Source organism: Streptomyces sp. NPDC048560 (genome assembly GCF_040650955.1).
Taxonomy (GTDB): Bacteria; Actinomycetota; Actinomycetes; order Streptomycetales; family Streptomycetaceae; genus Streptomyces.
The window spans coordinates 24,366-50,068 of sequence record NZ_JBEZIJ010000006.1 but is presented as its reverse complement, the minus strand read 5'-3'; the positions used below and the strand labels follow the sequence as shown (position 1 = coordinate 50,068).

Annotated in this window: 28 protein-coding genes; 15 read left to right on the top strand and 13 right to left on the bottom strand. The window is 70.5% G+C overall.

From position 1 onward, the window contains the following. Positions 1-11 precede the first annotated feature (11 nt). The gene (locus AB0C82_RS17430) at positions 12-425 is read right to left on the bottom strand and encodes a VOC family protein (protein WP_362842248.1); all 414 of its coding nucleotides are present in this window, start codon (positions 423-425) and stop codon (positions 12-14) included. A gap of 369 nt (positions 426-794) precedes the next feature. Here AB0C82_RS17430 and AB0C82_RS17425 point away from each other — a divergent pair, with 369 nt between their 5' ends. The 3 genes from AB0C82_RS17425 (at position 795) to AB0C82_RS17415 (ending at position 3,940) form a co-directional block, all read left to right on the top strand. After that, complete coding sequence (locus tag AB0C82_RS17425; RefSeq protein ID WP_362842245.1) at positions 795-2,393, top strand: ABC-F family ATP-binding cassette domain-containing protein; 1,599 nt, start codon at positions 795-797, stop codon at positions 2,391-2,393. A 382-nt stretch (positions 2,394-2,775) separates the two neighbouring features. After that, complete coding sequence (locus tag AB0C82_RS17420; RefSeq protein ID WP_185301582.1) at positions 2,776-2,997, top strand: helix-turn-helix domain-containing protein; 222 nt, start codon at positions 2,776-2,778, stop codon at positions 2,995-2,997. A gap of 151 nt (positions 2,998-3,148) precedes the next feature. Continuing rightward, positions 3,149-3,940, top strand: a complete 792-nt coding sequence (locus tag AB0C82_RS17415) for an enoyl-CoA hydratase/isomerase family protein (protein ID WP_362842242.1) — start codon at positions 3,149-3,151, stop codon at positions 3,938-3,940. Between the two features lie 11 nt (positions 3,941-3,951). Here AB0C82_RS17415 and AB0C82_RS17410 read toward each other — a convergent pair whose 3' ends face one another. Continuing rightward, positions 3,952-4,668 (bottom strand): hypothetical protein, encoded by a 717-nt coding sequence (locus tag AB0C82_RS17410; protein ID WP_362842239.1) that lies wholly within the window; start codon positions 4,666-4,668, stop codon positions 3,952-3,954. Between the two features lie 93 nt (positions 4,669-4,761). Here AB0C82_RS17410 and AB0C82_RS17405 point away from each other — a divergent pair, with 93 nt between their 5' ends. The 5 genes from AB0C82_RS17405 to amaP are packed head-to-tail and all read left to right on the top strand — an operon-like array spanning position 4,762 to position 7,121. Continuing rightward, positions 4,762-5,232, top strand: a complete 471-nt coding sequence (locus AB0C82_RS17405) for an Asp23/Gls24 family envelope stress response protein (protein ID WP_362842237.1) — start codon at positions 4,762-4,764, stop codon at positions 5,230-5,232. Between the two features lie 32 nt (positions 5,233-5,264). After that, positions 5,265-5,483: a hypothetical protein gene (locus AB0C82_RS17400; RefSeq protein WP_362842234.1), complete on the top strand. Its 219-nt coding sequence runs from the start codon at positions 5,265-5,267 to the stop codon at positions 5,481-5,483. Beyond that, entirely contained in the window at positions 5,480-5,833 is a 354-nt protein-coding gene (locus AB0C82_RS17395) for a hypothetical protein (RefSeq protein WP_362842231.1), read from the top strand. The genes AB0C82_RS17400 and AB0C82_RS17395 overlap by 4 nt, the downstream gene beginning before the upstream one ends. Beyond that, the gene (locus AB0C82_RS17390) at positions 5,830-6,537 is read left to right on the top strand and encodes a DUF6286 domain-containing protein (protein ID WP_362842229.1); all 708 of its coding nucleotides are present in this window, start codon (positions 5,830-5,832) and stop codon (positions 6,535-6,537) included. The genes AB0C82_RS17395 and AB0C82_RS17390 overlap by 4 nt, the downstream gene beginning before the upstream one ends. Continuing rightward, positions 6,534-7,121 carry an alkaline shock response membrane anchor protein AmaP gene (gene amaP, locus AB0C82_RS17385; RefSeq protein ID WP_362842226.1) on the top strand — a complete coding sequence of 196 codons (588 nt, stop codon included), beginning with the start codon at positions 6,534-6,536 and terminating at the stop codon, positions 7,119-7,121. Before AB0C82_RS17390 ends, amaP begins: the two co-directional genes overlap by 4 nt. 35 nt (positions 7,122-7,156) lie before the next feature. Here the strand turns inward: amaP and AB0C82_RS17380 are convergent, their stop codons facing one another. The 5 genes from AB0C82_RS17380 to AB0C82_RS17360 form a co-directional block, all read right to left on the bottom strand. After that, positions 7,157-7,912, bottom strand: coding sequence for an SDR family oxidoreductase (locus AB0C82_RS17380; RefSeq protein ID WP_362842223.1), 756 nt, complete (start codon positions 7,910-7,912; stop codon positions 7,157-7,159). 4 nt (positions 7,913-7,916) lie between these two features. After that, positions 7,917-9,710 carry a glycoside hydrolase family 15 protein gene (locus tag AB0C82_RS17375; protein ID WP_362842221.1) on the bottom strand — a complete coding sequence of 598 codons (1,794 nt, stop codon included), beginning with the start codon at positions 9,708-9,710 and terminating at the stop codon, positions 7,917-7,919. 82 nt (positions 9,711-9,792) lie between these two features. Then, positions 9,793-10,602 carry an SURF1 family protein gene (locus tag AB0C82_RS17370; protein WP_362842218.1) on the bottom strand — a complete coding sequence of 270 codons (810 nt, stop codon included), beginning with the start codon at positions 10,600-10,602 and terminating at the stop codon, positions 9,793-9,795. Positions 10,603-10,664: 62 nt separating this feature from the next. After that, a complete protein-coding gene (locus tag AB0C82_RS17365) occupies positions 10,665-10,898 on the bottom strand; it encodes a hypothetical protein (protein ID WP_362842216.1) in 234 nt (77 codons plus the stop codon). 63 nt (positions 10,899-10,961) lie between these two features. Then, positions 10,962-11,942, bottom strand: coding sequence for a DEDDh family exonuclease (locus tag AB0C82_RS17360; protein WP_362842214.1), 981 nt, complete (start codon positions 11,940-11,942; stop codon positions 10,962-10,964). A gap of 364 nt (positions 11,943-12,306) precedes the next feature. Between AB0C82_RS17360 and AB0C82_RS17355 the strand changes: the two genes are divergently transcribed. From AB0C82_RS17355 to AB0C82_RS17345, 3 genes are read left to right on the top strand one after another with little or no spacing between them, the layout of a single operon-like run. Continuing rightward, complete coding sequence (locus tag AB0C82_RS17355) at positions 12,307-13,197, top strand: sterol desaturase family protein (protein ID WP_362842211.1); 891 nt, start codon at positions 12,307-12,309, stop codon at positions 13,195-13,197. Then, entirely contained in the window at positions 13,194-13,877 is a 684-nt protein-coding gene (locus tag AB0C82_RS17350; protein WP_362842209.1) for a lysoplasmalogenase, read from the top strand. The genes AB0C82_RS17355 and AB0C82_RS17350 overlap by 4 nt, the downstream gene beginning before the upstream one ends. A gap of 21 nt (positions 13,878-13,898) precedes the next feature. Next, positions 13,899-14,942: a zinc-dependent alcohol dehydrogenase family protein gene (locus AB0C82_RS17345; RefSeq protein WP_362842206.1), complete on the top strand. Its 1,044-nt coding sequence runs from the start codon at positions 13,899-13,901 to the stop codon at positions 14,940-14,942. Positions 14,943-15,011: 69 nt separating this feature from the next. On the opposite strand, the gene AB0C82_RS17340 is transcribed toward AB0C82_RS17345, so the two are convergent. After that, positions 15,012-16,550, bottom strand: coding sequence for a S8 family serine peptidase (locus tag AB0C82_RS17340; protein WP_362842203.1), 1,539 nt, complete (start codon positions 16,548-16,550; stop codon positions 15,012-15,014). 304 nt (positions 16,551-16,854) lie between these two features. Between AB0C82_RS17340 and AB0C82_RS17335 the strand changes: the two genes are divergently transcribed. The 3 genes from AB0C82_RS17335 (at position 16,855) to moaA (ending at position 20,026) form a co-directional block, all read left to right on the top strand. After that, positions 16,855-17,214, top strand: a complete 360-nt coding sequence (locus tag AB0C82_RS17335; RefSeq protein WP_362842200.1) for a DUF485 domain-containing protein — start codon at positions 16,855-16,857, stop codon at positions 17,212-17,214. Then, positions 17,211-18,851 (top strand): cation acetate symporter, encoded by a 1,641-nt coding sequence (locus AB0C82_RS17330; protein WP_362842198.1) that lies wholly within the window; start codon positions 17,211-17,213, stop codon positions 18,849-18,851. The genes AB0C82_RS17335 and AB0C82_RS17330 overlap by 4 nt, the downstream gene beginning before the upstream one ends. 185 nt (positions 18,852-19,036) lie before the next feature. Continuing rightward, on the top strand, positions 19,037-20,026 hold the full coding sequence (gene moaA / locus AB0C82_RS17325; RefSeq protein WP_362842195.1) for a GTP 3',8-cyclase MoaA: 990 nt from the start codon (positions 19,037-19,039) through the stop codon (positions 20,024-20,026). 2 nt (positions 20,027-20,028) lie between these two features. On the opposite strand, the gene AB0C82_RS17320 is transcribed toward moaA, so the two are convergent. Then, positions 20,029-20,277 (bottom strand): hypothetical protein, encoded by a 249-nt coding sequence (locus tag AB0C82_RS17320; RefSeq protein ID WP_362842193.1) that lies wholly within the window; start codon positions 20,275-20,277, stop codon positions 20,029-20,031. 223 nt (positions 20,278-20,500) lie between these two features. Continuing rightward, complete coding sequence (locus AB0C82_RS17315) at positions 20,501-20,878, bottom strand: DUF3099 domain-containing protein (RefSeq protein ID WP_362842191.1); 378 nt, start codon at positions 20,876-20,878, stop codon at positions 20,501-20,503. A 209-nt stretch (positions 20,879-21,087) separates the two neighbouring features. Here AB0C82_RS17315 and AB0C82_RS17310 point away from each other — a divergent pair, with 209 nt between their 5' ends. Next, positions 21,088-21,360 (top strand): GlsB/YeaQ/YmgE family stress response membrane protein, encoded by a 273-nt coding sequence (locus AB0C82_RS17310; protein WP_362842188.1) that lies wholly within the window; start codon positions 21,088-21,090, stop codon positions 21,358-21,360. A 105-nt stretch (positions 21,361-21,465) separates the two neighbouring features. Here AB0C82_RS17310 and tyrS read toward each other — a convergent pair whose 3' ends face one another. The 3 genes from tyrS to AB0C82_RS17295 are packed head-to-tail and all read right to left on the bottom strand — an operon-like array spanning position 21,466 to position 25,701. Then, positions 21,466-22,734 (bottom strand): tyrosine--tRNA ligase, encoded by a 1,269-nt coding sequence (gene tyrS / locus AB0C82_RS17305; protein ID WP_362842185.1) that lies wholly within the window; start codon positions 22,732-22,734, stop codon positions 21,466-21,468. Positions 22,735-22,786: 52 nt separating this feature from the next. After that, the gene (locus AB0C82_RS17300; RefSeq protein ID WP_362842182.1) at positions 22,787-24,181 is read right to left on the bottom strand and encodes a metallopeptidase TldD-related protein; all 1,395 of its coding nucleotides are present in this window, start codon (positions 24,179-24,181) and stop codon (positions 22,787-22,789) included. After that, positions 24,178-25,701, bottom strand: a complete 1,524-nt coding sequence (locus AB0C82_RS17295) for a TldD/PmbA family protein (RefSeq protein WP_362842179.1) — start codon at positions 25,699-25,701, stop codon at positions 24,178-24,180. Before AB0C82_RS17295 ends, AB0C82_RS17300 begins: the two co-directional genes overlap by 4 nt. Positions 25,702-25,703: the final 2 nt, after the last annotated feature.

Below are 25,703 nucleotides of genomic sequence, written 5' to 3'. Positions count from 1 at the left end.
CGCTCCCGGGGTCAGTCGGATGATCCCGGGGCGTACGTACCGAAGCTCCACACGTTGCCCTCCGCGTCCCGCGCCATGTAGTCCCGCGAGCCGTAGTCCTGGTCGGTCGGCGGCATCAGGATCTCCACCCCGTGCTCCACCGCCCGCGCGTGGTGCTCGTCGACCTCGTCCACGACGACGTACACACCCGCCGGGCCCGCCCCTTCCATCGCCTTGGCGAAGACCCCCTCGCGCCCCTTGGACCCGAGCATCACGCGCCCGTTGCCGCAGGACAGCTCGGCATGGAGCACGTAGCCGTTCTCCCCCTCGTACACCGCCTCCTCGGTGAAGCCGAGGGCCTGGGTCAGGGTCCTGATCGCGGCCTTCGCGTCCGCGTAGAGAATCGTCGGATAGATCGTCGGTACGCCCTTCGCTGCCCCTGCCATGACGGCCACCCTCTTTCCGCGTCCCACCGTTCTGATGTGATCTGTGTCTCAGTGTTCCACCGGGCGCCGGCAATGCCCTGGGCTGGACCGCCTTCCGGGCGGGTCGCGCGGCGCCTGCGGCGGTTCTCCACCGGCCGGGGCGCCGGCGCCGTGGAGTGCCGCGACACCTCCGGGCAGACCCTCGGACGGGGCGTCGGCGAGCCGTCCGGCGCCCCCGGACGGGCGGTCCGTCCCGCGCAGCACGCGGAAAAGAAGTTGCACACCGCCAGTAGAATGGCTCTATGGCAATTCTCCTTGTGCATTAGACGGCGTCGAGTCGTGAACCCGTAGTCCTCCCTCCGCCGTCCATACCGCCCTGGAGTTTTCCCCGTGATCACCGCTTCCGGCATCGAGCTGCGCGCCGGCGCCCGCATCCTCATCGAGTCCGCCTCCTTCCGCATCGCCAAGGGCGACCGCATCGGCCTCGTCGGCCGCAACGGAGCGGGCAAGACCACGCTCACCAAGTGCCTCGCGGGTGAGGGCACCCCCGCCGGCGGCACCATCAGCCGCTCGGGCGAGGTCGGCTACCTCCCGCAGGACCCGCGCACCGGCGACCTGGAGGTCCTGGCCCGCGACCGCATCCTCTCGGCCCGCGGGCTGGACGCCATCCTGCGCAAGATGCGGGAGAACGAGGAGCGCATGGCCAACGGCCAGGGCGCCACCCGCGAGAAGGCGATGAAGAAGTACGAGCGCCTGGAGACGGAGTTCCTCACCAAGGGCGGGTACGCCGCCGAGGCCGAGGCCGCCACCATCGCCGCCGCGCTCAGCCTGCCCGACCGGGTGCTCGGCCAGCCCCTGCACACCCTCTCCGGTGGTCAGCGCCGCCGCGTCGAGCTGGCCCGCATCCTCTTCTCGGACGCCGACACCCTGCTCCTCGACGAGCCCACCAACCACCTCGACGCGGACTCGATCGTCTGGCTGCGCGACTACCTCAAGACGTACCGCGGCGGCTTCATCGTGATCTCCCACGACGTCGACCTCGTCGAGACCGTCGTCAACAAGGTCTTCTACCTCGACGCCAACCGCGCCCAGATCGACGTCTACAACATGGGCTGGAAGCTGTACCAGCAGCAGCGCGAGGCCGACGAGAAGCGCCGCAAGCGCGAGCGTCAGAACGCCGAGAAGAAGGCCGCGACCCTCAACGCGCAGGCCGACAAGATGCGCGCCAAGGCGACCAAGACCGTTGCCGCCCAGAACATGGCCAAGCGCGCCGACCGGCTGCTCTCGGGACTGGAGGCCGTACGGGTCTCCGACAAGGTCGCCAAGCTGCGCTTCCCCGACCCGTCGCCGTGCGGCAAGACCCCGCTGATGGCGGAGGGCCTGTCCAAGTCCTACGGCTCGCTCGAAATCTTCACCGATGTGGATCTCGCCATCGACAAGGGCTCCCGGGTCGTCATCCTGGGCCTCAACGGCGCGGGCAAGACCACCCTGCTCCGCCTCCTCGGCGGCGCCGAGAAGCCCGACACCGGCGAGATCATCGAGGGCCACGGCCTCAAGCTCGGCTACTACGCCCAGGAGCACGAGACCCTCGACCCGGACCGCACCGTCCTGGAGAACATGCGCTCCGCCGCGCCCGACCTCGACCTCGTGGCGGTCCGCAAGACGCTCGGTTCGTTCCTGTTCTCCGGGGACGACGTCGACAAGCCCGCCGGAGTGCTCTCCGGTGGCGAGAAGACCCGTCTCGCCCTGGCGACCCTGGTGGTCTCCTCCGCCAACGTCCTGCTCCTCGACGAGCCCACGAACAACCTCGACCCGGCCAGCCGCGAGGAGATCCTGGGCGCCCTGCGTACGTACAAGGGCGCCGTCGTCCTCGTCACGCACGACGAGGGTGCCGTCGAGGCGCTCCAGCCGGAGCGCATCATCCTGCTGCCCGACGGTGTCGAGGACCTGTGGGGCGCGGACTACCGCGACCTGGTCGCCCTGGCCTGACCGTTCCAGAGGCCCGCCCGACCCCTCCCAGGAGGGGGCGGTGCCGGCTGTTCCGCTCACTGATCCACTCCGTCTGGATCATTCGGCGTACGCGTGATCCATCATCTGAGTGAGCGGCTCTCGTACCTCGGTGTGGCGCCCGGCAGATACCTGCCGGGCGCACCCGTTTATGGCCGCTGAGCCCCCACAGCCCTGACCTGGCGGTTCTTCCGGCCGCTCTTCCGCACCGCCCGCCCTGAGCTGCGGAATCCAAGATTCCGTTCGTGTCGTCGTGCGCCCGGACCGCGAAACCGCTCGCACAGACCTTGCCGAATGGGTGGCCAGGAAGCGCGGGAGGGGTGATCATGAGAGTCCAGAGCGCACTTCCTATGAGGAGGCACGGGTGGCCGAGACTCTGAAGAAGGGCAGCCGGGTTACCGGCGCCGCGCGTGACAAGCTCGCGGCAGACCTGAAGAAGAAGTACGACTCCGGTGCGAGCATCCGGGCGTTGGCCGAGGACACCGGCCGCTCCTACGGATTCGTTCACCGGATGCTCAGTGAGTCCGGAGTGACGCTGCGGGGACGCGGCGGAGCGACACGCGGCAAGAAGGCCCCTGCGGCCTGACCGCCGACGACGGTCGGGGCGGTCCACGGACCGGCCTCGGGGTTCACCGGACATCGTGGTGGCCACCCGACCGGCCGCAAGGTCGTCCGGGTGGTTACTGTTCAGTCACTTACCAGTGAAGTGCTGACAGCACCCGATCCGGAGGCGTCCCATGACCTCGCTCGACTCTGTGCTCGACAAGGACGGCGTACGGCTCACCGTCGATGACGCGGTTGCCACAGTGACTCTCACCAATCCGGCCAAGCGCAACGCTCAGTCTCCCGCTCTGTGGCGGGCGTTGACGGAGGCCGGACGGGCATTGCCCGGCAGTGTGCGGGTCGTCGTGCTCCGTGGCGAGGGGAAATCCTTCTCCGCGGGACTCGACCGGCAGGCGTTCACCCCGGAAGGGTTCGACGGTGAGCCGTCCTTCCTCGACATGGCGCGCGGCTCGGAGACCGAGCTCGACGCGACCATCGCCGAATATCAGGAGGCGTTCACCTGGTGGCGCCGCAACGACATCGTGTCGATCGCGGCCGTCCAGGGTCACGCGATCGGTGCCGGCTTCCAGCTCGCCCTCGCCTGCGATCTCCGCATCGTCGCCGACGACGTGCAGTTCGCCATGCGTGAGACCAGCCTCGGTCTCGTCCCCGACCTGACGGGCACCCATCCCCTGGTGAGCCTCGTGGGGTACGCCCGCGCGCTCGAGATCTGTGCCACCGGCCGATTCGTTCACGCGGAGGAGGCCGAGCGCACCGGCCTCGCCAACCTCGTCGTCTCCGCCGACCAGCTCGAAGCAGCCGCCCACGACCTGGCCGCGGCGCTTCTGGCGGCCCCTCGTGACGCCGTGGTCGAGACCAAGGCCCTGCTGAGCGGCGCCGGCTCCCGTTCGTACGAGGAGCAGCGCACCGCCGAGCGAGCGGCCCAGGCCCGCAGGCTGCGTGACCTGGCGGGCGTCACCGACTGACCGGCGCCCCGTCAGACCGGAGCGACCACGGCGGTGATGAGCACACCGACCGGCGGGTGGCCCTCCACCGCCGCCGTCACCGCCGTGCGCACCGCCAGGGCCACATCGAGCGCCCGGTGGTTCCCGGCCGTCGCCACCTCGACCCGGACGTGGTCCTCGCCGGTGTGGACAGGACTGCCCAGGACCCCGGTGAGCGCCACGACGCCGGGCACCGCGGCAGCGGCTGTCGCCGCCACTCCGTCCGTCCTCGCCGCACGCACCTCGGAGGGGGTCGCGGCCGCGGCCGGCTCGGGCGCGGTGTCCAGCAGCTCCGTCACGCGGAGATCGACCTCGGTGACCACCATCCCGAGCCGCTCCCGAGCCGTGTCCAGCAGCACCGCGCGCAGGTCCTCCGCGGCGGCGGGCAGCGGCTGGTCCGTCATGGCCGAGAACTCCGCCTCGATCCGCAGCTGTCCGGCCGGATAGGCGCTGGGGGGAGCGGGCACCACCGTGGGGCCGTCCGTCGCGGGTGCCGGCGCCGTGTCGGGGTCCACCGGCCCGATCCGGAGCTTCCCGAGCACCGCGCCCGATCCGGTGGCGGCGTCCCGCAGCACCGCGGCCGCGGCCCTCTCCGCGATCCAGGTTCCGTCCCCGGGCCCGCCCAGAGGGAGCAACCGGCCGAGGCCGAGTCGCTGCCGTACCGCGGCCGTCCATCCATCGGCCCGCTGGGGGCTGTCCGCCGTCGTCATGAACCCAGCCTGCCGCATCCACGGCGCGGAATGGGGCAAGCACACTTAATGTGGGCAGCGAAGTCCAAATCCGTCCCGAAGGGAAGAGCGGCGATGACCGAACAGCAGCGCACCCCTGAGAAGGTAACCGGTGGCGACGGCAGGACGCTGACCCGGCGCGGCGGGGGACCCCCCGCGACACGGGGCCGCACCACGATCGCCGACGGTGTCGTAGAGAAGATCGCCGGTATGGCCGCACGTGATGTGGTCGGAGTCCATGCCATGGGCAGCGGCCTCTCCCGGACCTTCGGCGCCGTTCGCGACCGCGTCCCCGGCGGCGGCAAGTCCGTCACCCGTGGCGTCAAGGCCGAAGTCGGCGAGTCGCAGACCGCACTCGATCTGGAGATCGTCGTCGACTACGGCGTGTCGATCGCCGATGTCGCCGGCGACGTACGCGAGAACGTGATCGCGGCCGTCGAGCGCATGACGGGTCTCGAAGTCGTCGAGGTCAACATCGCGGTCAGCGACGTCAAGCTGCCCGATGAGGAGGACGAGGAGTCCGAGCCCGAGCCACGTCTGCAGTAGCCCTGCGCCGAAAGGCAGTTGAGGAGCGCACGATGAGCATGGCTGTGGTCGGCCTGTTGGCCGGCATGGCGCTGGGATTCGCCGGATACTTCGGTGGATTCGGAGCCTTTCTGCTGGTGGCCGCCCTGGGCGCGGTCGGCTTCATCGCCGGCCGTTTCGTGGACGGTGACCTGGAACCCGGCGACTTCTTCCGGAGCCGCGAGCGCGGCGATTCCTTCCGGGGTCGCGAGCGCGGCGACCGGCGACGGTGACGGCGGTGAGTGACCGGGTCGCCGCCGCCGAGCGCGGGGAGACCCGGATCGCCGACCGGGTCGTCGCCAAGATCGCCGCACAGGCGGCCAGGGAGGCGATCAGCGAGCTGCCCAAGGAGGGCGTTGCCCCGCGCGCCACGGTGACGGTGCACCGTGACATGGCCCGCGTGCGGGTCAGCCTGGAGCTCGGCTACCCGTCCGACATCGGCCGCCAGTGCGGGGCCGTGCGTCGTCAGGTCGTCGAGCGGGTAGGAACGCTGGCGGGAATGGAGGTGCCCGAGGTGGCCGTGCAGGTCGAGCGGCTCCACGCCACAGGACCGGGCGCCGCGGCGCAGGGGAGGATCCGATGAGCGAGCCCCACGGCGAAGGCACCGAAAGAACGGGCAGCACCGAGAGCGGTACCCAGCGGCTGCCCACCGCCGACCCCCTGGCCAAGGGTGACGTCAAGGAACTGGACCAGTCGAGTTCGGCCGCCGAACACGAGCCCGTCCCCACGCTGGAACACGGCGGCAAGGCGGGCCGGTTCTGGTCGGCACGCCGTATCCCCGCGGCACTCCTCGCCCTGGTGGTCATCGGCGGCGCGGGGATCCTGCTGTACGACGTCGCCGCGGTACGCGCCGACCATCCGGCGATGAGCTGGCGGCGCTCGCTCGCGGACGAGCTGGCCCAGCGGCCCCTGGACGACGTATGGGTACTGACAGGCGCCGCCGTCGCGGCGGCGCTCGGCCTGTGGCTGATCTTCCTCGCGCTCACTCCCGGGCTGCGGGAACTGCTCCCGATGCGCCGTGCACACGCCGACGTCAGGGCGGGGCTGGACCGCACCGCCGCCGCCATGGTGCTGCGCGACCGGGCCGTGGAGGTGGCCGGTGTGCAGTCCGTGCGGGTGCGGATGGGGCGGAGCAAGGTCGCGGTGCGGGCCGTGTCGCACTTCCGTGAACTCGATGACGTACGGGCCGACCTGGACTCCGTACTGGGAACGGGCATCAAGGAGCTGGGCCTGGCCAAGCCGCCGGGCCTCTCCGTGCATGTCCGCCGGCCGGCGAAGAAGGGGTGAGCGGCGTGCGCAGGACCGTCAACCGGGTACTGCTCGGCCTGGCAGGGCTTTTGCTGACGGTCACCGGCGGGGCCGTACTCGCCGCCGGGCTCGGCGCGAACCTGCCCTCCTGGTGGCCGTGGGACGGCACGGACGACGTGCTTCTCAGCGAGGCCGACCGGGACCGCTGGCGGGACAGCGGCTGGTGGTGGCCCACGGTGATCGCGGTCCTCGCGGTCGTGGTCGTCCTCGCCCTGTGGTGGCTGCTGGCTCAGCTCCGCCGCGCCCGCCTCGCCGAGGTGCTGGTCGACAGCGGGGACGGCGAGGGGGCCCTCCTGCGGGGCCGGGCCCTGGAGGGCGTGCTCTCCAGCGAGGCCGGCTCCCTGGACGGGGTCTCACGCGCCGACGTCCTGCTGACGGGCCGGCGCTCGGCACCGCAGGCCAGGGTCCGGCTGGTGATGGAGCCGCACGCCGCTCCTGACCAGGTGCTGCGCGGCCTCGCCGACGAGGCACTGGCCCACGCCAGGGACTCCGCCGGTCTGGACGAGCTGCCGGCCGAGGTCCGTCTGGCAGCCGTGAAGCACCGTGCGGAGCGCGTGAGCTGACACCGGGACAGTACGGATCCGGCCCGGCAGCGCGGTCAGAACCCGTGCCGCGAACCGCCGTCGACGGGGACCATGATCCCGGTCAGATAGGAGGCGGCGGGGGAGAGCAGGAAGGCCGCGGTCTTCCCGAACTCCTCGGGCGTGCCGTAGCGGCGCAGCGGAATCCGGGCCTCGTTGGCCGTACGGGAGGCCTCCGCGTCGCCGGACAGCGCGTCGAGCTCCCGCACCCTGTCGGTGTCGATGCGGGCGGGCAGCACCCCCACGACACGGATGCCGCGCGGCCCCAGCTCGTCGGCCAGCGACTTGGCGAAGCCGGCGAGACCGGGGCGCAGCCCGTTGGAGATGGTCAGACCGGCGATCGGCTCGTGGACCGAGCCGGAGAGCACGAAGCCGATGACCCCGCCCTCGCCGAGCGCGGCCGCCGCCGTGCGGGCCAGCCGTACGGCCCCGAGGAAGACCGATTCGAAGGCGGTCCGCCACTGCTCGTCGCTGTTGTCCGCGACGAAGCCCGGCGCCGGACCGCCGACGCTGATGAGAATGCCGTCCAGTCGGCCGAACCGTTCCTTCGCGGTGTCGACGAGGAGCTGCGCGGCCGCCGGGTCGGCGTTGTCGGCGGCCAGCCCCACGGCGCCGGGCCCCAGTTCGCCGGCCGCCGCGGTGACGCTCTTCTCGTCCCGGCCTGTGATGACCACCTTCGCGCCGTCCGCTGCCAGGGCGCGCGCGGTGGCGCCGCCCAGCCCACGGGACGCGCCGGTGACGATGTACACACGGTCCTTCAGTCCAAGATCCATGGCCCTATCCTGCCGGGTCCTGTGCGGCGAGTGCGACCGCGGTGTTCACCAGTCCGATATGGCTGAACGCCTGCGGGTAGTTGCCGAGCTGACGTCCGGCCACCGTGTCGTACTCCTCGGCGAGCAGGCCCATGTCGTTGCGCAGTGCGAGCAGCCGCTCGAAGAGTTCCGCAGCCTCCGCCGGCCGCCCCGTCCGCAGCAGTGCGTCCGCCAGCCAGAACGAGCAGACGATGAACGCGCCCTCGCCGCCCGGCAGTCCGTCGAGGGACACACCGTCGGTGCTGTAGCGGCGTACGAGACCGTCGCTGCCCAGTTCCGCCCGTACCGCGTCGACCGTGCCGACGACCCGGGGGTCGTCCGGCGGAAGGAACCCGGTCCGCACGATGAGCAGCGTCGCGGCGTCCAGAGCCCTGGATCCGTACGACTGCGTGAAGGTGTTGCGCACGGGGTCGTAGCCCTTCTCGCAGACCTCCTCGTGCACGGCGTCCCGCATCGCCCGCCACCGGTCGGCGTCACCCGGCAGATCCGGGTTCTCCTCCAGGGAGCGCACCGTCCGGTCGGCCGCGACCCACGCCATCACCTTGGAGTGCACGAAGTGGCGGCGCTCCCCGCGGATCTCCCACAGCCCCTCGTCCGGTTCGCGCCAGGTGGATTCCAGGAAGCCCAGCAGGCTGAGCTGGAGCTTCCAGACGTGCGACTTGTTCTCCAGTCCCGCGTCGTGGGCCAGTCTGAGCGAGTCCACGACCTCTCCGTACACGTCCAGCTGCCGCTGCCTCACCGCCTCGTTGCCCGAGCGGACCGGCTGGGAGTGCTCGTATCCGCGCAGCCACGACAGCTCCGTCTCGGGGAGTCTGCGCTCGCCGGCCAGGCCGTACATGATCTGCAGGTCCGCCGGGTCCCCGGCCACGGCGCGCAGCAGCCAGTCCCGCCAGGCGGCGGCCTCGTCCAGATACCCGGCCGAGAGCAGGGCGTTGAGCGTCAGTGTGGAGTCCCGCAGCCAGCAGTAGCGGTAGTCCCAGTTCCGTACGCCGCCGATCTCCTCCGGCAGCGAGGTGGTGGGGGCCGCCACGATGCCGCCCGTCGGGGCGTAGGTGAGTGCCTTCAGCGTGATGAGGGAGCGCAGGACCGCCTCGCGGTACTTGCCGTCGTAGGTGCACAGCGCCGACCACTTCGACCAGTCGGAGAGCGCGTGCCTGAGGGCCTTGTACGGATCGACGAGCCTGGGACGCGGCGCGTGCGAGGCGTGCCAGGTGAGGACGAACGCCACCTGCTCGCCCTCGGCCACCGTGAACGAGGAGCAGGTGGAGAACTGCTGCCCCCACGTCTTGACCGGCGGATCGCTGCGCAGCCATACGGAGTCGGGTCCGGCGACCGCCACCCGGTGGCCGTGCGACTTGCGCATCCAGGGCACGACGGAGCCGAAGTCGAAGCGCAGCCGCAGCACGGAACTCATGTCCACGCTGCCGCTGATCCCCTCGACGATCCGCATGAGATCCGGGGCCTTGTCGCGCTGGGGCATGAAGTCGGTCACCTTGACGGTGCCTGTCCTGGTCTCCCAGAACGTCTCCAGGACGAGCGTGTCGCCCGCGTAGCCGCGTCTGGTGCAGTTGTCCGAACTGTCCGTGCCCTTGGGGGCGATGCGCCAGTGGCCGTTGTCCTCGTCGCCGAGCAGCGCGGCGAAGCAGGCGCCGGAGTCGAAGCGGGGCAGGCAGAGCCAGTCGACAGAACCGTTCCTGCCGACCAGGGCGGCGGTCTGGAGATCGCCGATGAGGGCGTAGTCCTCGATGCGTGGGGTCACGCTCTGGCGTGTTCCCGAACCAGTGCCCTGTTAAGCAGACCGGAACGGGCGGGCGCGCTTCCCGGAGGAACGCGCCGACGTGTCAGACGGTCGCGGCGGCGGGCTCGGGCCGGCCCGGCTCACCGGCGCTCCCGTCCCGTGCCGCGGCATCCTGGAGGTCACGCCTCTCCCGGCGTACGAGGACCACCCAGCCGACGGGCACACCGGCGGCGAACAGCCACCACTGCACGGCGTATGCCATGTGCGGGCCGATGGAGCTGTCGTCGGGGGAGGCGATCTGTTCGGGGAGGCCGCCGGAGGGCTCGGGGCCGGTCTGTTCGAGATAGCCGCCGAGCACGGGCCTGGACAGCAGCTCGGACTGCTGGTCGCTGTTGATCAGCATGACCTGGCGGTCCGGCAGACCGGACAGGTCCTTGATGCCGCTGGTGCCCGTGGTCTCGTCGGCCTTGAGGCGTCCGGTGACGGTCACCTCACCCCGCGGAGGGGCCGGGACCTTCGGGAACGCGCGCTGGTCGCCGTCGGTGGGCACCCAGCCCCGGTTGACGAGGACGGTGCCGCCGTCCGTGAGGTCGAGCGGGGTCAGGACGTGCGCCCCGAGCCGGTCGTCGTCGGAGGTCCGCCGCCGTACGACCACCTCGTGCGCGGTGTCGAACGTGCCCGTGGCCGTGACCGCCCGCCAGTAGTCGGCGCGCGGGACGATGTGCCCCGGGGAGGTCAGTTCGGAGACCGGGACCGGCTTCGCCTTGAGGTTCTGGGAGATCAGCGAGTTCTGGGCGACCCGGTGCTGATGCCGGTGCAGCTGCCAGAAACCCAGCTCGACCATCGTCGGAATCAGGACGAGCGCGAGCAGGGTGAGGATCACCCACTGCCGGGTCAACAGGAAGCGGTACACCCCATGACGGTACAACTGGGTCATGGGGTGCCGGACGCAGGGGGTGGGGTCGGGCCCGCGCGTCACACTTTGTCCACGATGCCCGCCCTTCCCTCGGCCCGGGCGCAGTGGGCGCCGCAGAACCAGTGGCCCTCGACCTCGACGCCCTGGCCGATGACCTGGACCCGGCAGTGCTCACAGATGGGCGCCATGCGGTGAATGGCGCAGGAGAAGCAGTCGAAGACGTGCACCGCGCCCTGCGCGTGCACCTCGAAGGACATGCCGTAGTCGTTTCCGCAAACCTCACAACGTGCCATGCGCCACAGGGTGTGACGCGGGACGTCGGCGGGCGAGCGGGTGGCGGGCGAGTCGCGCCCGGTTCACTCCGATGACGGTGCCGCCGCCACATCCCGCAGGAGATGGGTGAAGGCGCTCTCCTCCAGGATCGGCGTGCCGAACGACTTCGCCTTGACCGTCTTCGACGTCGTGGCGTCCGGATCGTTGGTGACGAGCAGGCTGGTCAGCCGGGAGACGCTGCTCGCCACGTGCAGCCCGGCCTCCACGGCGCGGTCCTCCAGCAGCTCGCGGTCGATCGAGGTGTCGCCGGAGAACGCCACCCGCATTCCCTGCATGAGCGGCTTGTCGCTTTCGTACCGTCCCGGATTCGGATACGGGCACGCCGGGAGCTTGCGTGAGGCCCGCCAGCTGTTCTGGCCGTGCGACGCCTGATAGCCGACCCGGGGTGTGACGGGGGAGTCGGACCACTCGGTCAGCGGCCGGCACTCCAGGAGGGGCAGCCGTACACCGCCGAGCGCCGCCGCGTGCAGACTCGGCCGGAACGCCTCGGCCAGCACCCGGGCGTCGTCGAGCGCGTGGTGCGCGCGCTGCTGCACCACGCCGAAGTGCGCGGCCAGCGACTGCAGCTTGTGGTTGGGCAGCGGCAGCCGCAGTTCCTTGGAGAGGGCGATGGTGCACAGCCGGTGCTCCACGGGGGCGACGGCCGAGGCGCGTGCGTACTCCCGGGCGATCATCGACCAGTCGAACGCCGCGTTGTGCGCGACGAGCACCCGGTCCGCCAGCCGCTCGGACAACTGCGCGGCCACCTCGGGGAAGAGCGGGGCGCCTGCGAGGACGTCGCTGGTCAGGCCATGGATCCAGACGGGGCCGGGATCCCGCTCGGGATTGACCAGCGTGTACCAGTGGTCCTCGACGTTGCCCTGGGCGTCGAGCCGGTAGACGGCAGCGGACACTATCCGGTCGTCACGGGCGAGTCCGGTGGTCTCCACGTCGACGACCGCGTACCCCTTGGGATACGCGGTCGGCCACGGCGCTGCGGTCTGACGGTCGTCGAGCATGGTCACAGAGAATACGGGCCGCGACTGACAGTTCCCTATTCGGCCGTCTCCGTGAACGGCCGGGCGCCGGGTCGAAGCCGGGGCGGCGGCTGTGCGCGCCGGGCGCCGCCCCGGCGCCGTACGGGCAACTCCCGCGAGGCGGGGGCCGGTTCGGCCGGGCGGCCCGTGGTACGCGTGGGTCCGGATCCGGCGCGACCCGAGGGGGGCCGCACCGGCGGCCGGGCGCCGGGAGCTGTCGCATGGGCCGGGACTCTCCCCCTCACCGCTGCGGCGCTTGGCGGAAGTCACCGAAGACTGCTGACACCCTGTCTCGCATACTTGTGGGTAACAACGTCTAGCGGCAGCCGACCGGCGCCTCTACGGTGCTCGCATGGAGCCGAACCTGCCCGATGTCGTGCTGTGGTCGATACCGGCCTTTGTCCTGCTCACCGTGGTGGAAATGGTCAGTTACCGGTTCCATCCGGACGAGGACGCCGCCGGATACGACACCAAGGACGCCGCCACGAGCGTCACCATGGGACTCGGCAGCCTGGTCTTCGACCTGCTGTGGAAGATCCCCATCGTCGCGATCTACACCGCGGTCTACGAACTGACCCCGCTCCGCGTCCCCGTCCTCTGGTGGACGGTCCTGCTGATGCTGCTCGCCCAGGACTTCTTCTACTACTGGTCCCACCGCGGCCACCACGTCATCCGGATCCTCTGGGCGTGTCATGTGGTCCACCACTCCAGCCGCAAGTTCAACCTCACCACCGCGCTCCGCCAGCCCTGGACCTCACTCACCGTCTGGCCGTTCTACGTCCCGCTCGTCGCCCTCGGGGTCCACCCGGCCGCCCTCGCCTTCTGCTCGGCGGTCAACCTCGTCTACCAGTTCTGGGTGCACACCGAGCGCGTCGACAAGCTGCCCAGGCCCTTCGAGTACGTCCTGAACACGCCCTCCCACCACCGGGTGCACCACGCCTCCCAGGGCGGCTACCTGGACCGCAACTTCGGCGGCATCCTGATCGTCTGGGACAGGCTCTTCCGGTCGTTCACCCCCGAGACCGAGCGGCCCGTGTTCGGACTCACGAAGAACATCGCGACGAACAACCCGCTGCGCGTGGCCACCCATGAGTACGCGGCCATCGCCCGCGACGTCCGCGCGGCGCGCACCTGGCGCGAGCGCGCCGGACGGGTCTTCGGCGGACCGGGCTGGCAGCCCGCGGCCACCACCGCCGCTGTCGCCCCCGTCACCACGGCCGCCGTCCAGGAAGGCACCCGATGAGCGCTCCCGTGCAGCGCCGGGACCGGCTCGTCCGCGCCCTGCTCCTCGCGTTCCTCGTCGCCGCGGCCGTCGACCTCATCGGGGTGCTGGCCGGCATGTCCCTCGTGCACCTGATCGCCAAGCCCCTGCTGATGCCGCTGCTCGCCGCGTACGCGGTGGCCCGCCGCGGTCCCGGGCTGCTCGTCGCCGCCCTGCTCCTCGGCTGGGGCGGCGACGTCCTGCTGCTGGCCGACCACGACATCGCCTTCCTCCTCGGCATGGGCTCCTTCGCGCTCGGTCACGTCTGCTACCTGCGCCTGTTCGGCCGCGCCCGGGGACCGGTGACCGCCGCCGCCGTGTACGCCGTCGTGCTCACCGGCTTCCTCGTGCTCATCTGGCCGGACCTCCCCGCCGGCCTGCGGATTCCCCTGACCGGCTACAGCCTGCTGCTCACCGCCATGGCCTGGCGTGCGGGTGTCATCGGGCGGTACGCCGCAGCCGGCGGGGCGCTCTTCCTGCTCTCCGACGCGCTGATCGCCACCGGCATCGCGGACTGGCCCCAGCTGCCCGCCCCCGACTTCTGGGTCATGCTCACCTATCTCGCGGCCCAGTACCTCCTGACCACCGGGGTGCTCGCACACCGCGCGGATGCGGCGCCGGACGGCCCCGGGGCGTACCGTGAACGGCGTATCACCATCTGAGACCAGCGAGGACACCGCCCCATGCGCGCCACCGTCATCCACGCTCCCCACGACATCCGCGTGCAGGAGGTGCCCGACCCCACGATCCAGCAGCCCACCGACGTGGTCCTGCGGGTCCTGCGGGCCTGTATCTGCGGAAGCGACCTGTGGGCCTACCGGGGAGAGTCCGCCCGGCAGCCGGGCCAGCGCATCGGGCACGAGTTCCTCGGCATCGTCGAGGAGGCGGGCCACGAGGTCAACGGCTTCGCGGCGGGTGACCTCGTGGTCGCGCCGTTCGTCTGGTCCGACGGCACCTGCACGTACTGCGCGGAGGGCCTCACCACCTCCTGCCCGCAGGGTGGCTTCTGGGGCTCGGTGGGCTCCGACGGCGGCCAGGGCGAGGCGGTCAGGGTGCCGTTCGCCGACGGAACCCTCGTCAAGCTCCCCGCCGCCGCGGCCGCCGACGAGCGGCTGCTCACCTCGCTCCTGGCCCTGTCCGACGTGCTGGGCACCGGCCACCACGCCGCCCTCGGCGCGGGCGTGAAGCCGGGCAGCACGGTCGCCGTCGTCGGCGACGGAGCGGTCGGCCTGTGCGGCGTCATGGCCGCCAAGCGTCTCGGTGCCGAGCGGATCATCGCGCTGGGCCGCCACAGCGCCCGTACGGACATCGCCCGCGCCTTCGGCGCCACGGACGTCGTCGCCGAGCGCGGCGAGGCGGCCCTCGCGGCCGTGAGGGAACTGACCCGGGGCGAAGGCGCCCACTGCGTGATCGAGGCCGTCGGCACCGAGCAGTCGATGCGTACGGCGACCGGCATCGTCCGCGACGGCGGCGCCATCGGTTACGTCGGTGTCCCGCACGGCAGCGGCACCGGACTCGACCTCGACGTCATGTTCGACCGGAACATCACCCTGCGCGGCGGCGTCGCCCCGGTGCGCACGTACATCCCGGAGCTGCTCCCCGACGTACTGGACGGCACGATCGACCCGTCGCCCGTCTTCGACCTGACGGTCGGCCTCGACGGGGTGCCGGGCGGCTACAAGGCGATGGACGAGCGCACGGCCCTGAAGGTCCTCATCAAGCCGTAGAAGCCCCCAGAGCAGCAGGAAGGGCCGGGGACCGCCGTCCCCGGCCCTTCCTCATGGTGTCCGGCCGGATCAGCGGCGGACGGCGTCCAGCGCGTCCACGAGACCGGTTCCGTAGAAGCCGTTGTAGTTCGTGGAGCCTTCGCAGACCGCGTCGACCGTGCCGTCACCGTTGATGTCGTACGGCGCACCGCACGCGGTGGCGTCGGCCTGGTGCGTCAGCATCGCCTTCACCTGGAACGCCGAGGCGTACGGGTGGGACGACTTGATCAGGGCCACGACACCCGCGACGTGCGGGGACGCCATGGACGTACCGGCCTTGTAGTTGTAGCCACCGCCCACCGTCGTGGACAGGATGCGTCCGTTGACGGCAGGCGCCGCCGGCGGCTGGTACACGGTCGAGTCGCCACCGGGGGCGGCCACGTCGATGACACCGAGACCGTAGTTCGAGTAGGAGGACTTCAGGCCCTTCGCACCCGTCGCGGCGACGGTCACGACGCCCGGCAGCTGCGTCGGGATGTCGAGGCACTCCGCCGGGTTGATCGTGCGGGTCACCGGCGTGGTGTCGTTCGGGCTGGTCGTGTCCTCTATCGCCTCGACGGCCAGGTCGTGGTCCGAGTTACCGGCGGCCGCGACGTTGACGGTGCCCTTGCGCTCCGCGTAACGGGAGGCACGGCCGACCGCCTCGACCAGGGCGCTCTGGTCCGGGTCGTTCTTGCAGTTGAACAGCCACGGGTCGGTGTAATAACTGTTGTTGGTCACCTCGATGCCCTTTTCGGCTGCCCACATGAAGCCGCACACGACGGCCTCGCTGTAGAAGAAGCCGCTCGGGGTCGACACCTTGATACCGGAAACCTTGACGCCGGGCGCGACACCGGTCACACCGACGCCGTTCTTCGCCGCCGCGATGGTTCCGGCGACGTGCGTGCCGTGGTCGCTCTCGCCGGCCATCGGCCGCCAGGAACCCTCGGTGGTGTCCGGCGCACCGGTCACACAGTTCGCCGAGCCCGCACGGTCGAAGTTCGGCGCGAGGTCGGGGTGCGTGTCGTCGACACCCGTGTCGATGACGGCGACGGTGACCCTCTTGCTGCCCTGCGAGATCGCGTGGGCCTTGTCCGCCTTGATGGCGGGCAGGTCCCACTGCAGGGGCTCGAGCGGGTCCTGATCCGCCGTCGCGTCGGCCGCCGCGGCGGCCGCCTCGTCGGCGGAGAGCGCCTGGGCGGCAGCGCCCACGTCGTTCGTCGCCTGGGGCACTATCGGGTTGGTGCGCGTGGCACCGGCCGACGAGACGCCCCTGACCTGGCGGATCGTCTTCGCGAAGTCCGGGTTCTGCGAGTGGACGACGATGACGCCGATCTGGTCGTACGAGATGACGATCGTGCCGCCCGCGGCGGCTATGGCCTTCTTGACCTGCTTCACCGAGCCGTAGCCGGCCTTGGTGTTCACGACGTAGGACAGCTTGGGCCCGTCGGTCGTGACCGCGGCGGTGGACGATCCGTCCGTCGGCGCGGCCGAGGCCACCGCCGTCGGGAGGAAGCCCAGCGAAGCGGTGAGTGCAAGTCCGACGGGCAGCGCGAGTGCGCGAGTCCGTCTGGATGCCAGATGAGCCATGGGTTCTCCACATCATCCGTGTCAGGCGACCGGACACGGGGTGTGTGCGGTCGCGTACATGACGAGTGAAGTTATCTCTGATCATCCCGGCGCATCAATGACTAAGGGCAAGTGAGTTCGAAGCGTGTCGTGACGGACATGCGGCCGAAGAGGTGATCCGGAGACAACGAGAGCGGTGGTGAACCGCTTCGCGACGCTCTCCGTGCCGTTGTCAGGGAGTCGTACCACCGCTCCCGACACAGAGGTCACGCCCATGAAGAACACCCTTCCCACCACCACCGCACCCGCGTCGCGAGGAGATTCCGTGGCTACCGATGCACTCCCGCCCCCGGCCAGTACGGCGCCGGCCCAACCCACCACCGAGGCCTTCATCGAGGTGCAGGAGAGCGCGGAGTTCGGTGAGCTGCGCCGCTCGCACCGCGCCTTCGCCTTCCCCCTGACCATCGCCTTCGTGCTCTGGTACCTGCTGTACGTGCTGATGTCCAGCTACGCCGGCGACTTCATGGGCACCAAGGTCGTGGGCAACATCAACGTCGCCCTCGTCTTCGGGCTCCTCCAGTTCGTCACCACGTTCCTCATCGCCTGGCTCTACTCACGCCACGCCTCCACCCAGCTCGACCCGAAGGCCGCAGCGATCAAGTCCCGTATGGAGGCCGACGCATGAGCGCCGCCGCTCTCGCCCACCCCAGCGTCCAGCTCGCAGCCGAAGGCGCGAGCGAGCACCGGCCGCTGATCATCGCCCTGTTCGGGGCGTTCGTCGTGGCGACCCTCTTCATCACCGTCTGGGCAGGCCGCCAGACCAAGAGCGCCTCGGACTTCTACGCGGGCGGACGCCAGTTCACCGCCTTCCAGAACGGCCTCGCCGTCTCCGGCGACTACATGTCCGCCGCGTCGTTCCTCGGCATCGCGGGCGCCATCGCCCTCTTCGGGTACGACGGCTTCCTCTACTCCATCGGCTTCCTGGTCGCCTGGCTCGTCGCCCTGCTGCTGGTCGCCGAACCCCTGCGCAACTCCGGCCGCTACACGATGGGCGACGTCCTCGCCTACCGGATGCGCCAGCGCCCCGTCCGGACCGCCGCGGGCGCCTCGACGATCGTCGTCTCGATCTTCTACCTGCTCGCCCAGATGGCCGGAGCGGGCGTCCTGGTCTCCCTGCTGCTCGGCATCACCAGCGACGGCGGCAAGATCGCGATCGTCGCCCTGGTCGGGCTGCTCATGATCGTGTACGTCACCATCGGCGGCATGAAGGGCACCACCTGGGTGCAGATGGTCAAGGCCGTCCTCCTCATCGCGGGCACCCTGCTCATCACCTTCCTGATCCTGCTGAAGTTCAACTTCAACATCTCCGACCTGCTCGGCACGGCGGCGAGCAACAGCGGACAGGGCTCGGCCTTCCTGGAGCCCGGCCTGAAGTACGGCGCCACCGGCACCTCGAAGCTGGACTTCATCTCGCTCGGCATCGCCCTGGTCCTGGGCACCGCCGGCCTGCCGCACATCCTGATCCGCTTCTACACCGTGCCCACGGCCAAGGCCGCCCGTAAGTCCGTGAACTGGGCCATCGGCATCATCGGCTCCTTCTACCTGATGACGATCGTGCTCGGCTTCGGCGCGGCGGCCCTGCTCAAGCCCGACGACATCATCGCGTCGAACAAGGCGGGCAACACGGCGGCCCCGCTGGCCGCCCTGGAGATCGGCGGCGGCTCCGGCTCGACCGGCGGAGCCATCCTGCTCGCGGTGATCTCCGCGGTCGCCTTCGCCACGATCCTGGCCGTCGTCGCCGGACTGACCCTGGCGTCCTCGTCGTCCTTCGCGCACGACATCTACGCCAACGTCATCCGCAGGGGCAAGGCCACCGAGAAGGAGGAGGTCCGCGCAGCGCGCTGGGCGACCGTCGCCATCGGCGTCGTCTCCATCGCACTCGGCGCGCTCGCCCGCGACATGAACGTCGCGGGTCTCGTCGCCCTCGCCTTCGCGGTCGCCGCCTCGGCCAACCTGCCGACGATCCTCTACAGCCTGTTCTGGAAGCGCTTCACCACCCAGGGCGCCCTGTGGTCGATCTACGGCGGTCTCGCCTCGTCCGTCCTGCTGGTGCTGTTCTCCCCGGTGGTCTCCTCCAAGCCGTCGTCGATGTTCCCCGACCTCGACTTCGCGTGGTTCCCGCTGGAGAACCCGGGCCTGATCTCCATCCCGCTGGGCTTCCTGCTCGGCTGGGCCGGCTCCCTCATCTCGAAGGAGGAGCCGGACAAGGGCAAGTACGCCGAGCTCGAGGTCAAGTCCCTCACCGGCACCGGAGCGCACTGAGAGCAAGAGTTCACGGAGCTGTTCCACCCCCGCTCAACCGTGTCGGCCCGGCCGCGTCGTAGAGTCCTACGACGCGGCCGCGCCGCACCTCGTGGCAAACGGGCCCCTGTCGATGTCACAGGTCTCGCGTAGTCTCGGAGCTGTCAGACCGCAACCGCGGACACCACCGGGGGAGGGGGCCCACAGTGCTCATCGACACCTATGGCCGGGTCGCCACCGACCTGCGTGTATCGCTGACGGACAAATGCAATCTGCGATGCACCTACTGCATGCCCGAAGAGGGCCTGCAGTGGCTCTCCAAGACCGACCTGCTGAGCGACGACGAGATCGTCAGGCTCATCCGTATCGCCGTCACCGACCTGGGCATCACAGAAGTCCGCTTCACCGGCGGCGAGCCGCTGCTGCGCCCCGGCCTCGTCTCCATCGTCGAACAGTGCGCCGCCCTGGAGCCCCGCCCCAGGATGTCGCTCACGACGAACGGCATCGGACTCAAGCGCACCGCCGCCGCCCTCAAGGCGGCCGGCCTGGACCGGGTCAACGTCTCCCTGGACACCCTGCGCCCGGACGTCTTCAAGACCCTCACCCGCCGCGACCGCCACCAGGACGTGCTCGACGGACTGGCAGCGGCCCGGGACGCCGGCCTCACCCCCGTCAAGGTCAACACCGTCCTGATGCCCGGACTCAACGACGACGAGGCACCGGATCTGCTGGCCTGGGCCGTGGCCCACGACTACGAGCTCCGCTTCATCGAGCAGATGCCCCTCGACGCCCAGCACGGCTGGAAACGGGACGGGATGATCACGGCGGGCGACATCCTCGCCTCGCTGCGCACCCGCTTCACACTCACCGACGAGGGCGAGGAGGAGCGCGGATCCGCACCCGCCGAGCGCTGGACCGTGGACGGCGGACCGCACCGCGTGGGCGTCATCGCCTCCGTCACCCGGCCGTTCTGCGGCGCCTGCGACCGCACCCGGCTCACCGCCGACGGCCAGATCCGCACCTGCCTCTTCGCCCGCGAGGAGACGGACCTGCGCGGCGCGCTGCGCTCGACGGCTCCCGACGAGGAGATCGCCAGGATCTGGAAGCTGGCGATGTGGGGCAAGAAGGCCGGTTCCGGACTGGACGACCCGTCGTTCCTCCAGCCCGACCGTCCGATGTCCGCGATCGGCGGCTGATCTCAGCGGTCGGCTGCCGAGGACTCCCACTCCGCCAGGGTCACGACATCCTTCAGGAAGCCGCGCACGTCGAGGAACGACGAAAGGTGCTCCCGGTGGTCGTCGCAGGCCAGCCAGGTCTTGCGGCGCTCGGGAGTGTGAAGCTTGGGATTGTTCCAGGCGAGCACCCACACGGCGGCGTCACGACAGCCCTTGGCTGAACAGATCGGCGAAGGGGCGGCGCTCTCGGCGTGGGTCTCGAAGAGGTTCACGGGCCCAACCCTAGATGAGCTGTTCCGGCCACCTGCCGACGCATCGTCCCCGCCGGAGAAAAGGCGACGCCGAGCAGCCACGGGGGGAGCTGCCCGGCGTCGGTCCGTCGCTCCGACGGGGGATGCGGAGCGCGTACGAAGTATGCCACGGGGACCATGGTGCGGTGCACCGGAACCTCATGATTGATCTGAGCTGTTCTTGAGCTTCGGGGACGCCTCCGGCTCAGCCGTGCGCCTGCGGAAACGGGGCCTCCCGGGCCGTTTCCGCCTCCTCGTCGGCTTCCTGTCCGTCCACCACGGGAGCGGCGTCGATGGCCGGCCGCATGGGCGCGGGCACGAAGGTCGACGGAAGTGAAGACGCTTTCTCCCGGCCCGCGTTGGCGATGACGACCGCCACATAGGGCAGTAGTCCACCCAGGACGAGCGCCACGACCGCCACATGCCTCTCGACGTTCCACAGCACCGCCGACAGCACCACCGCGAGGGTGCGCACGGACATCGAGATCACATAGCGCCGCTGCCTGCCCCGTACGTCGTCGGCGAGGCCCTGTCGCGCGCCCGTGATGCGGAAGACCTCTGCGTCGCTCCGCTTCCGTGTCATGCTCCACCACCAGATCACTGCGCCGGACACTCCCGGACCCGGTCCCTTCCACGGTACGCCGGGGATGCGCCGTGTTCGAGAGCGGGGGCCGGTCCGTCCGGGCGAACGGCTCCGGCCCGCCCACGTACGGACCGCTCCGGAATGCGGCGTACCCACGACGGCCGGAGACTGGCCGGACGTGCGCACACCGCGCCGCACCAGGAGGCGAAATGGGCTGGCTGTGGGCAATCATCGTAGGTCTGGTGCTCGGCCTGATCGCCAAGGCGATCCTGCCGGGCAAGCAGGACATCCCCCTCTGGCTGACGACCGTGTTCGGCATCCTCGGCAGCGTCCTCGGCAACGCCGTCGCGACGTGGATCGGTGTCAATGAGACCAAGGGCATCGACTGGACGCGTCACCTGCTGCAGCTGATCGGCGCCGTGGTGGTGGTCGGTGTGGGAGACATGCTGTGGGCCTCCGTCCGCGGCAGACGGAAAACCTGAGGACCGCCACGGGAGCTCTGCTCCCGTGGAGCACTGCGGCCGGACACGAAGTGCGTGTCCGGCCGCAGTGCCGCGTTCGTGCCGGGAGACCCGGCCCTACCGGTGTCAGCCGGCCGTGACCTCGATCGCCGCCAGGTTCTTCTTGCCCCGGCGCAGTACCAGCCAGCGCCCGTGCAGAAGCTCCTCGCGGGCCGGAGCACTCTCGCCGTCCGCGACCTTCACGTTGTTCACGTAGGCGCCGCCCTCCTTCACCGTCCGGCGGGCACCCGACTTGCTCGGCGCCAGTCCGACCTCGACCAGCAGGTCCACCAGCGGTCCGAGCTCGGTGACCCGTGCGTGGGGCACCTCGGAGAGCGCGGCGCTCAGCGTCGCCTCGTCCAGCTCGGCCAGGTCACCCTGCCCGAAGAGGGCCTTCGACGCGGCGATGACCGCGGCACACTGCTTGCCGCCGTGCACCAGCGTGGTCAGCTCCTCGGCCAGCGCACGCTGTGCCGAACGGGCCTGGGGACGCTCCTCGGTCAGCTTCTCCAGCTCTTCGAGCTCCTCGCGGCTCTTGAAGCTGAGGATGCGCATGTACCGGGAGATGTCCCGGTCGTCCGCGTTCAGCCAGAACTGGTAGAACGCGTACGGCGTCGTCATCTCGGCGTCGAGCCAGACGGCCCCGCTCTCGGACTTGCCGAACTTCGTCCCGTCGGCCTTCACCATCAGCGGCGTCGCCAGCGCGTGCACCGCGGCGCCCGGCTCCAGGCGGTGGATCAGGTCGAGACCCGCCGTGAGGTTGCCCCACTGGTCGCTGCCGCCCTGCTGCAGGGTGCAGCCGTAGCGCCGGTACAGCTCCAGAAAGTCCATGCTCTGGAGCAGCTGGTAGCTGAACTCGGTGTAGCTGATGCCCTCGTCGGACTCCAGCCGCCGGGCGATCGAGTCCTTCGTCAGCATCTTGTTGACCCGGAAGTGCTTCCCGATGTCCCGCAGGAACTCGATCGCGGACATGCCCGCGGTCCAGTCCAGGTTGTTCACCATGACCGCCGCGTTCTCACCCTCGAAGGAGAGGAACGGTTCGATCTGGGCCCGCAGCCGCGACACCCAGGCGGCGACCGTCTCCGGATCGTTCAGCGTGCGCTCGGCGGTCGGGCGCGGGTCACCGATCTGCCCCGTGGCCCCGCCCACCAGCGCGAGCGGCCGGAGCCCGGCCTGCTGGAGCCTGCGCATGGTGAGGACCTGCACCAGGTGCCCGACGTGGAGGCTGGCCGCCGTGGGGTCGTAGCCGCAATAGAAGGTGACCGGACCGTCCGCGAGAGCCTTGCGCAGGGCGTCCTCGTCAGTGGACTGGGCGAACAGCCCGCGCCACTTGAGCTCGTCGACGATGTCCGTCACGGTTCCGTGTCTCCTCTACTCGTGTCGATTGGCACCGGTCAGTCTATGGCGGTCATACGCCGAGGCTGACCGAGCTCATGTTGAAATCCGGAATCCGCAGCGCCGGCATGGCGGCCCGGGTGAACCAGTCGCCCCACTCCCGCGGCAGCGTCTTCTCCGTACGGCCCGCTTCCGTGGCCCGCGACAGCAGATCGACGGGCGACTCGTTGAACCGGAAGTTGTTCACCTCGCCGACGACCTCCCCGTCCTCGACGAGATACACCCCGTCGCGGGTCAGCCCGGTCAGCAGCAGCGTCGCCGGATCGACCTCCCGGATGTACCACATGCAGGTCAGCAGCAGGGCGCGGCCGGTCGTCGCGGCGACCATCTCCTCCAGCGACCGCTCACCACCGGCGTCGAGCACCAGGTTGTCGATGGCCGGGGCGACGGGCAGTCCCGTCAGGCCCGCCGAGTGCCGCGTCGTGGTCAGGCGCTCCAGCCTGCCGTCCTTCACCCAGTCCGTCGGCGCGAGCGGCAGACCGTTGTCGAAGACGGAACCGCCGTCCCCCGAGGTGTGGGCGATCACGAACGGCGCCGACTCCAGGCCCGGGGCGTGCGGGTCGCTGCGCAGCGTCAGCGGCAGCCCGGAGAGCGTCTCGCCGAGCCGCGTGCCTCCGCCCGGCTTGGAGAAGACCGTCCGGCCCTCCGCGGCGTCCCGGCCGGTCGAGGACCACAGCTGGTAGATCAGCAGATCCGCGACGGCGGTCGGCGGCAGCAGCGTCTCGTACCGTCCGGCGGGCAGTTCGATACGGCGCTCCGCCCAGCGGAGCCGCTGCGCGAGCTCGGTGTCCAGCGCCGCCGGGTCGACATCCTTGAAGTCCCGGGTGGAGCGGCCCGCCCAGGCCGACCGCGCGCGGTCGGGGGACTTGGCGTTCAGTTCCAGCGTGCCGTTCGGCTGGTCGTGACGCAGCCGCAGCCCCGTCGACGTACCGACGTACGTCGAGGTCATCTCGTGGTTGGCGAAGCCGTACAGCTCACGGCCCCCCGCCCTGGCGCGGGCGAAGGCGTCACCGAGCGAGGGGGCGAAGTCGGCGAACACGTCGGCGCCCGTCTCGGCCGGCGCGTCCGTGAAGTCGGGGGAGGCCGGTACCCCGGAGACCAGCGGCTGGGCGTCCTCCGCGGGACCGGCGCCGCGCGCGGCGGCCTCGGCGGCACGGACGAGCGGTTCCAGGTCGTCGGCGGTGACGGCCGAGCGGGACACCACGCCGGTCGCCGTGCCCTCGGCGCCGTCGACCGTGGCGATGACGGTGAGCGTCCGCCCCCGGGTCACCCCGTTCGTGGTGAGCGCGTTGCCGGCCCAGCGCAGATTGGCGGAGGAGTTCTCGTCGGCGATGACGACGCATCCGTCGGCGGTGGACAGCCCGAGGGCCCGCTCGACGATCTCGTACGGCTTGCTGACCCGGCTCATCGTCCGGCCTCCTGCGTGGTGTTGAGGATGTTCACGCCGCGGAAAAGAGCGGAGGGGCAGCCGTGCGACACGGCCGCCACCTGGCCCGGCTGGGCCTTGCCGCAGTTGAAGGCGCCGCCCAGGACGTACGTCTGCGGGCCGCCGACCTTCTCCATCGAGCCCCAGAAGTCGGTCGTCGTCGCCTGGTAGGCGACGTCGCGGAGCTGACCGGCCAGCTTGCCGTTCTCGATCCGGAAGAAGCGCTGCCCGGTGAACTGGAAGTTGTAGCGCTGCATGTCGATCGACCACGAGCGGTCGCCGACCACGTAGATACCGCGCTCCACCCCGCCGATCAGATCATCGGTGGACAGTCCGCCGGGATCGGGCGCCAGCGACACGTTCGCCATGCGCTGGACGGGGACATGGCCGGGCGAGTCCGCGAACGCGCACCCGTTGGACCGGCCCAGGCCCGTGAGCTTCGCGATCCGGCGGTCCAGCTGGTAGCCGACCAGCGTGCCGTCCTTCACCAGGTCCCACGACTGCGCCTCGACGCCCTCGTCGTCGTACCCGATGGTCGCGAGCCCGTGCTCGGCGGTCCGGTCGCCCGTCACGTTCATGACGGGGGAGCCGTACGTCAGCTTGCCCAGCTGGTCGAAGGTGGCGAACGAGGTTCCCGCGTACGCCGCCTCGTACCCCAGAGCGCGGTCGAGCTCGGTGGCGTGGCCGATCGACTCGTGGATGGTGAGCCAGAGATTGGACGGGTCGACGACCAGGTCGTACGACCCGGCCTCGACGCTCGGCGCACGCATCTTCTCGGCCAGCAGCCCGGGAATCCGCTCCAGCTCGGCGTCCCAGTCCCAGCCGGTGCCCGTCAGGTACTCCCAGCCGCGCCCGACCGGCGGAGCGATGGTCCGCATCGAGTCGAACTCGCCGGTGGTCCCGTCCACGGCGACCGCCGTGAACTGCGGATGCACGCGCACCCGCTGCTGCGTGGTGACGGTGCCCGCGGTGTCCGCGTAGAACTTGTTCTCGTGGACCGTCATCAGCGAGGCGTCCACGTGCGCGACACCCTCGGCCCCCAGGAGCCGGCTGCTCCACTCGGCGAGCAGCGCCGCCTTCTCCTCGTCCGGTACGGAGAACGGGTCGACGTCGTACGCCGAGACCCAGGTCCGCTCCCCGTGCGAGGGCTCGTCGGCCAGCTCCACCCGCTCGTCCGAGCCGGCCGAGGCGATCACCTTCGCCGACAGCTTTGCCATGGCCACGGCCTGCGAGGCCACCTTCGCCGCTGCGTCCATCGTCAGATCGACCCCGGACGCGAACCCCCACGCCCCGCCGTGCACGACCCGTACCGCGTATCCGAGGTCGGTGGTGTCCGACGACCCGGAGGGCCGGGCGTCACGGAGCCGCCGGGTCGCGCTCCGTACCCGCTCGAACCGGAAGTCCGCGTGTACCGCGCCGAGCGCGCGTGCCCGTGCGAGCGCCGCGTCGGCGAGGGCACGCAGCGGCAGCGCCAGGAATGACTGATCTACCTCGTGGGCCACGT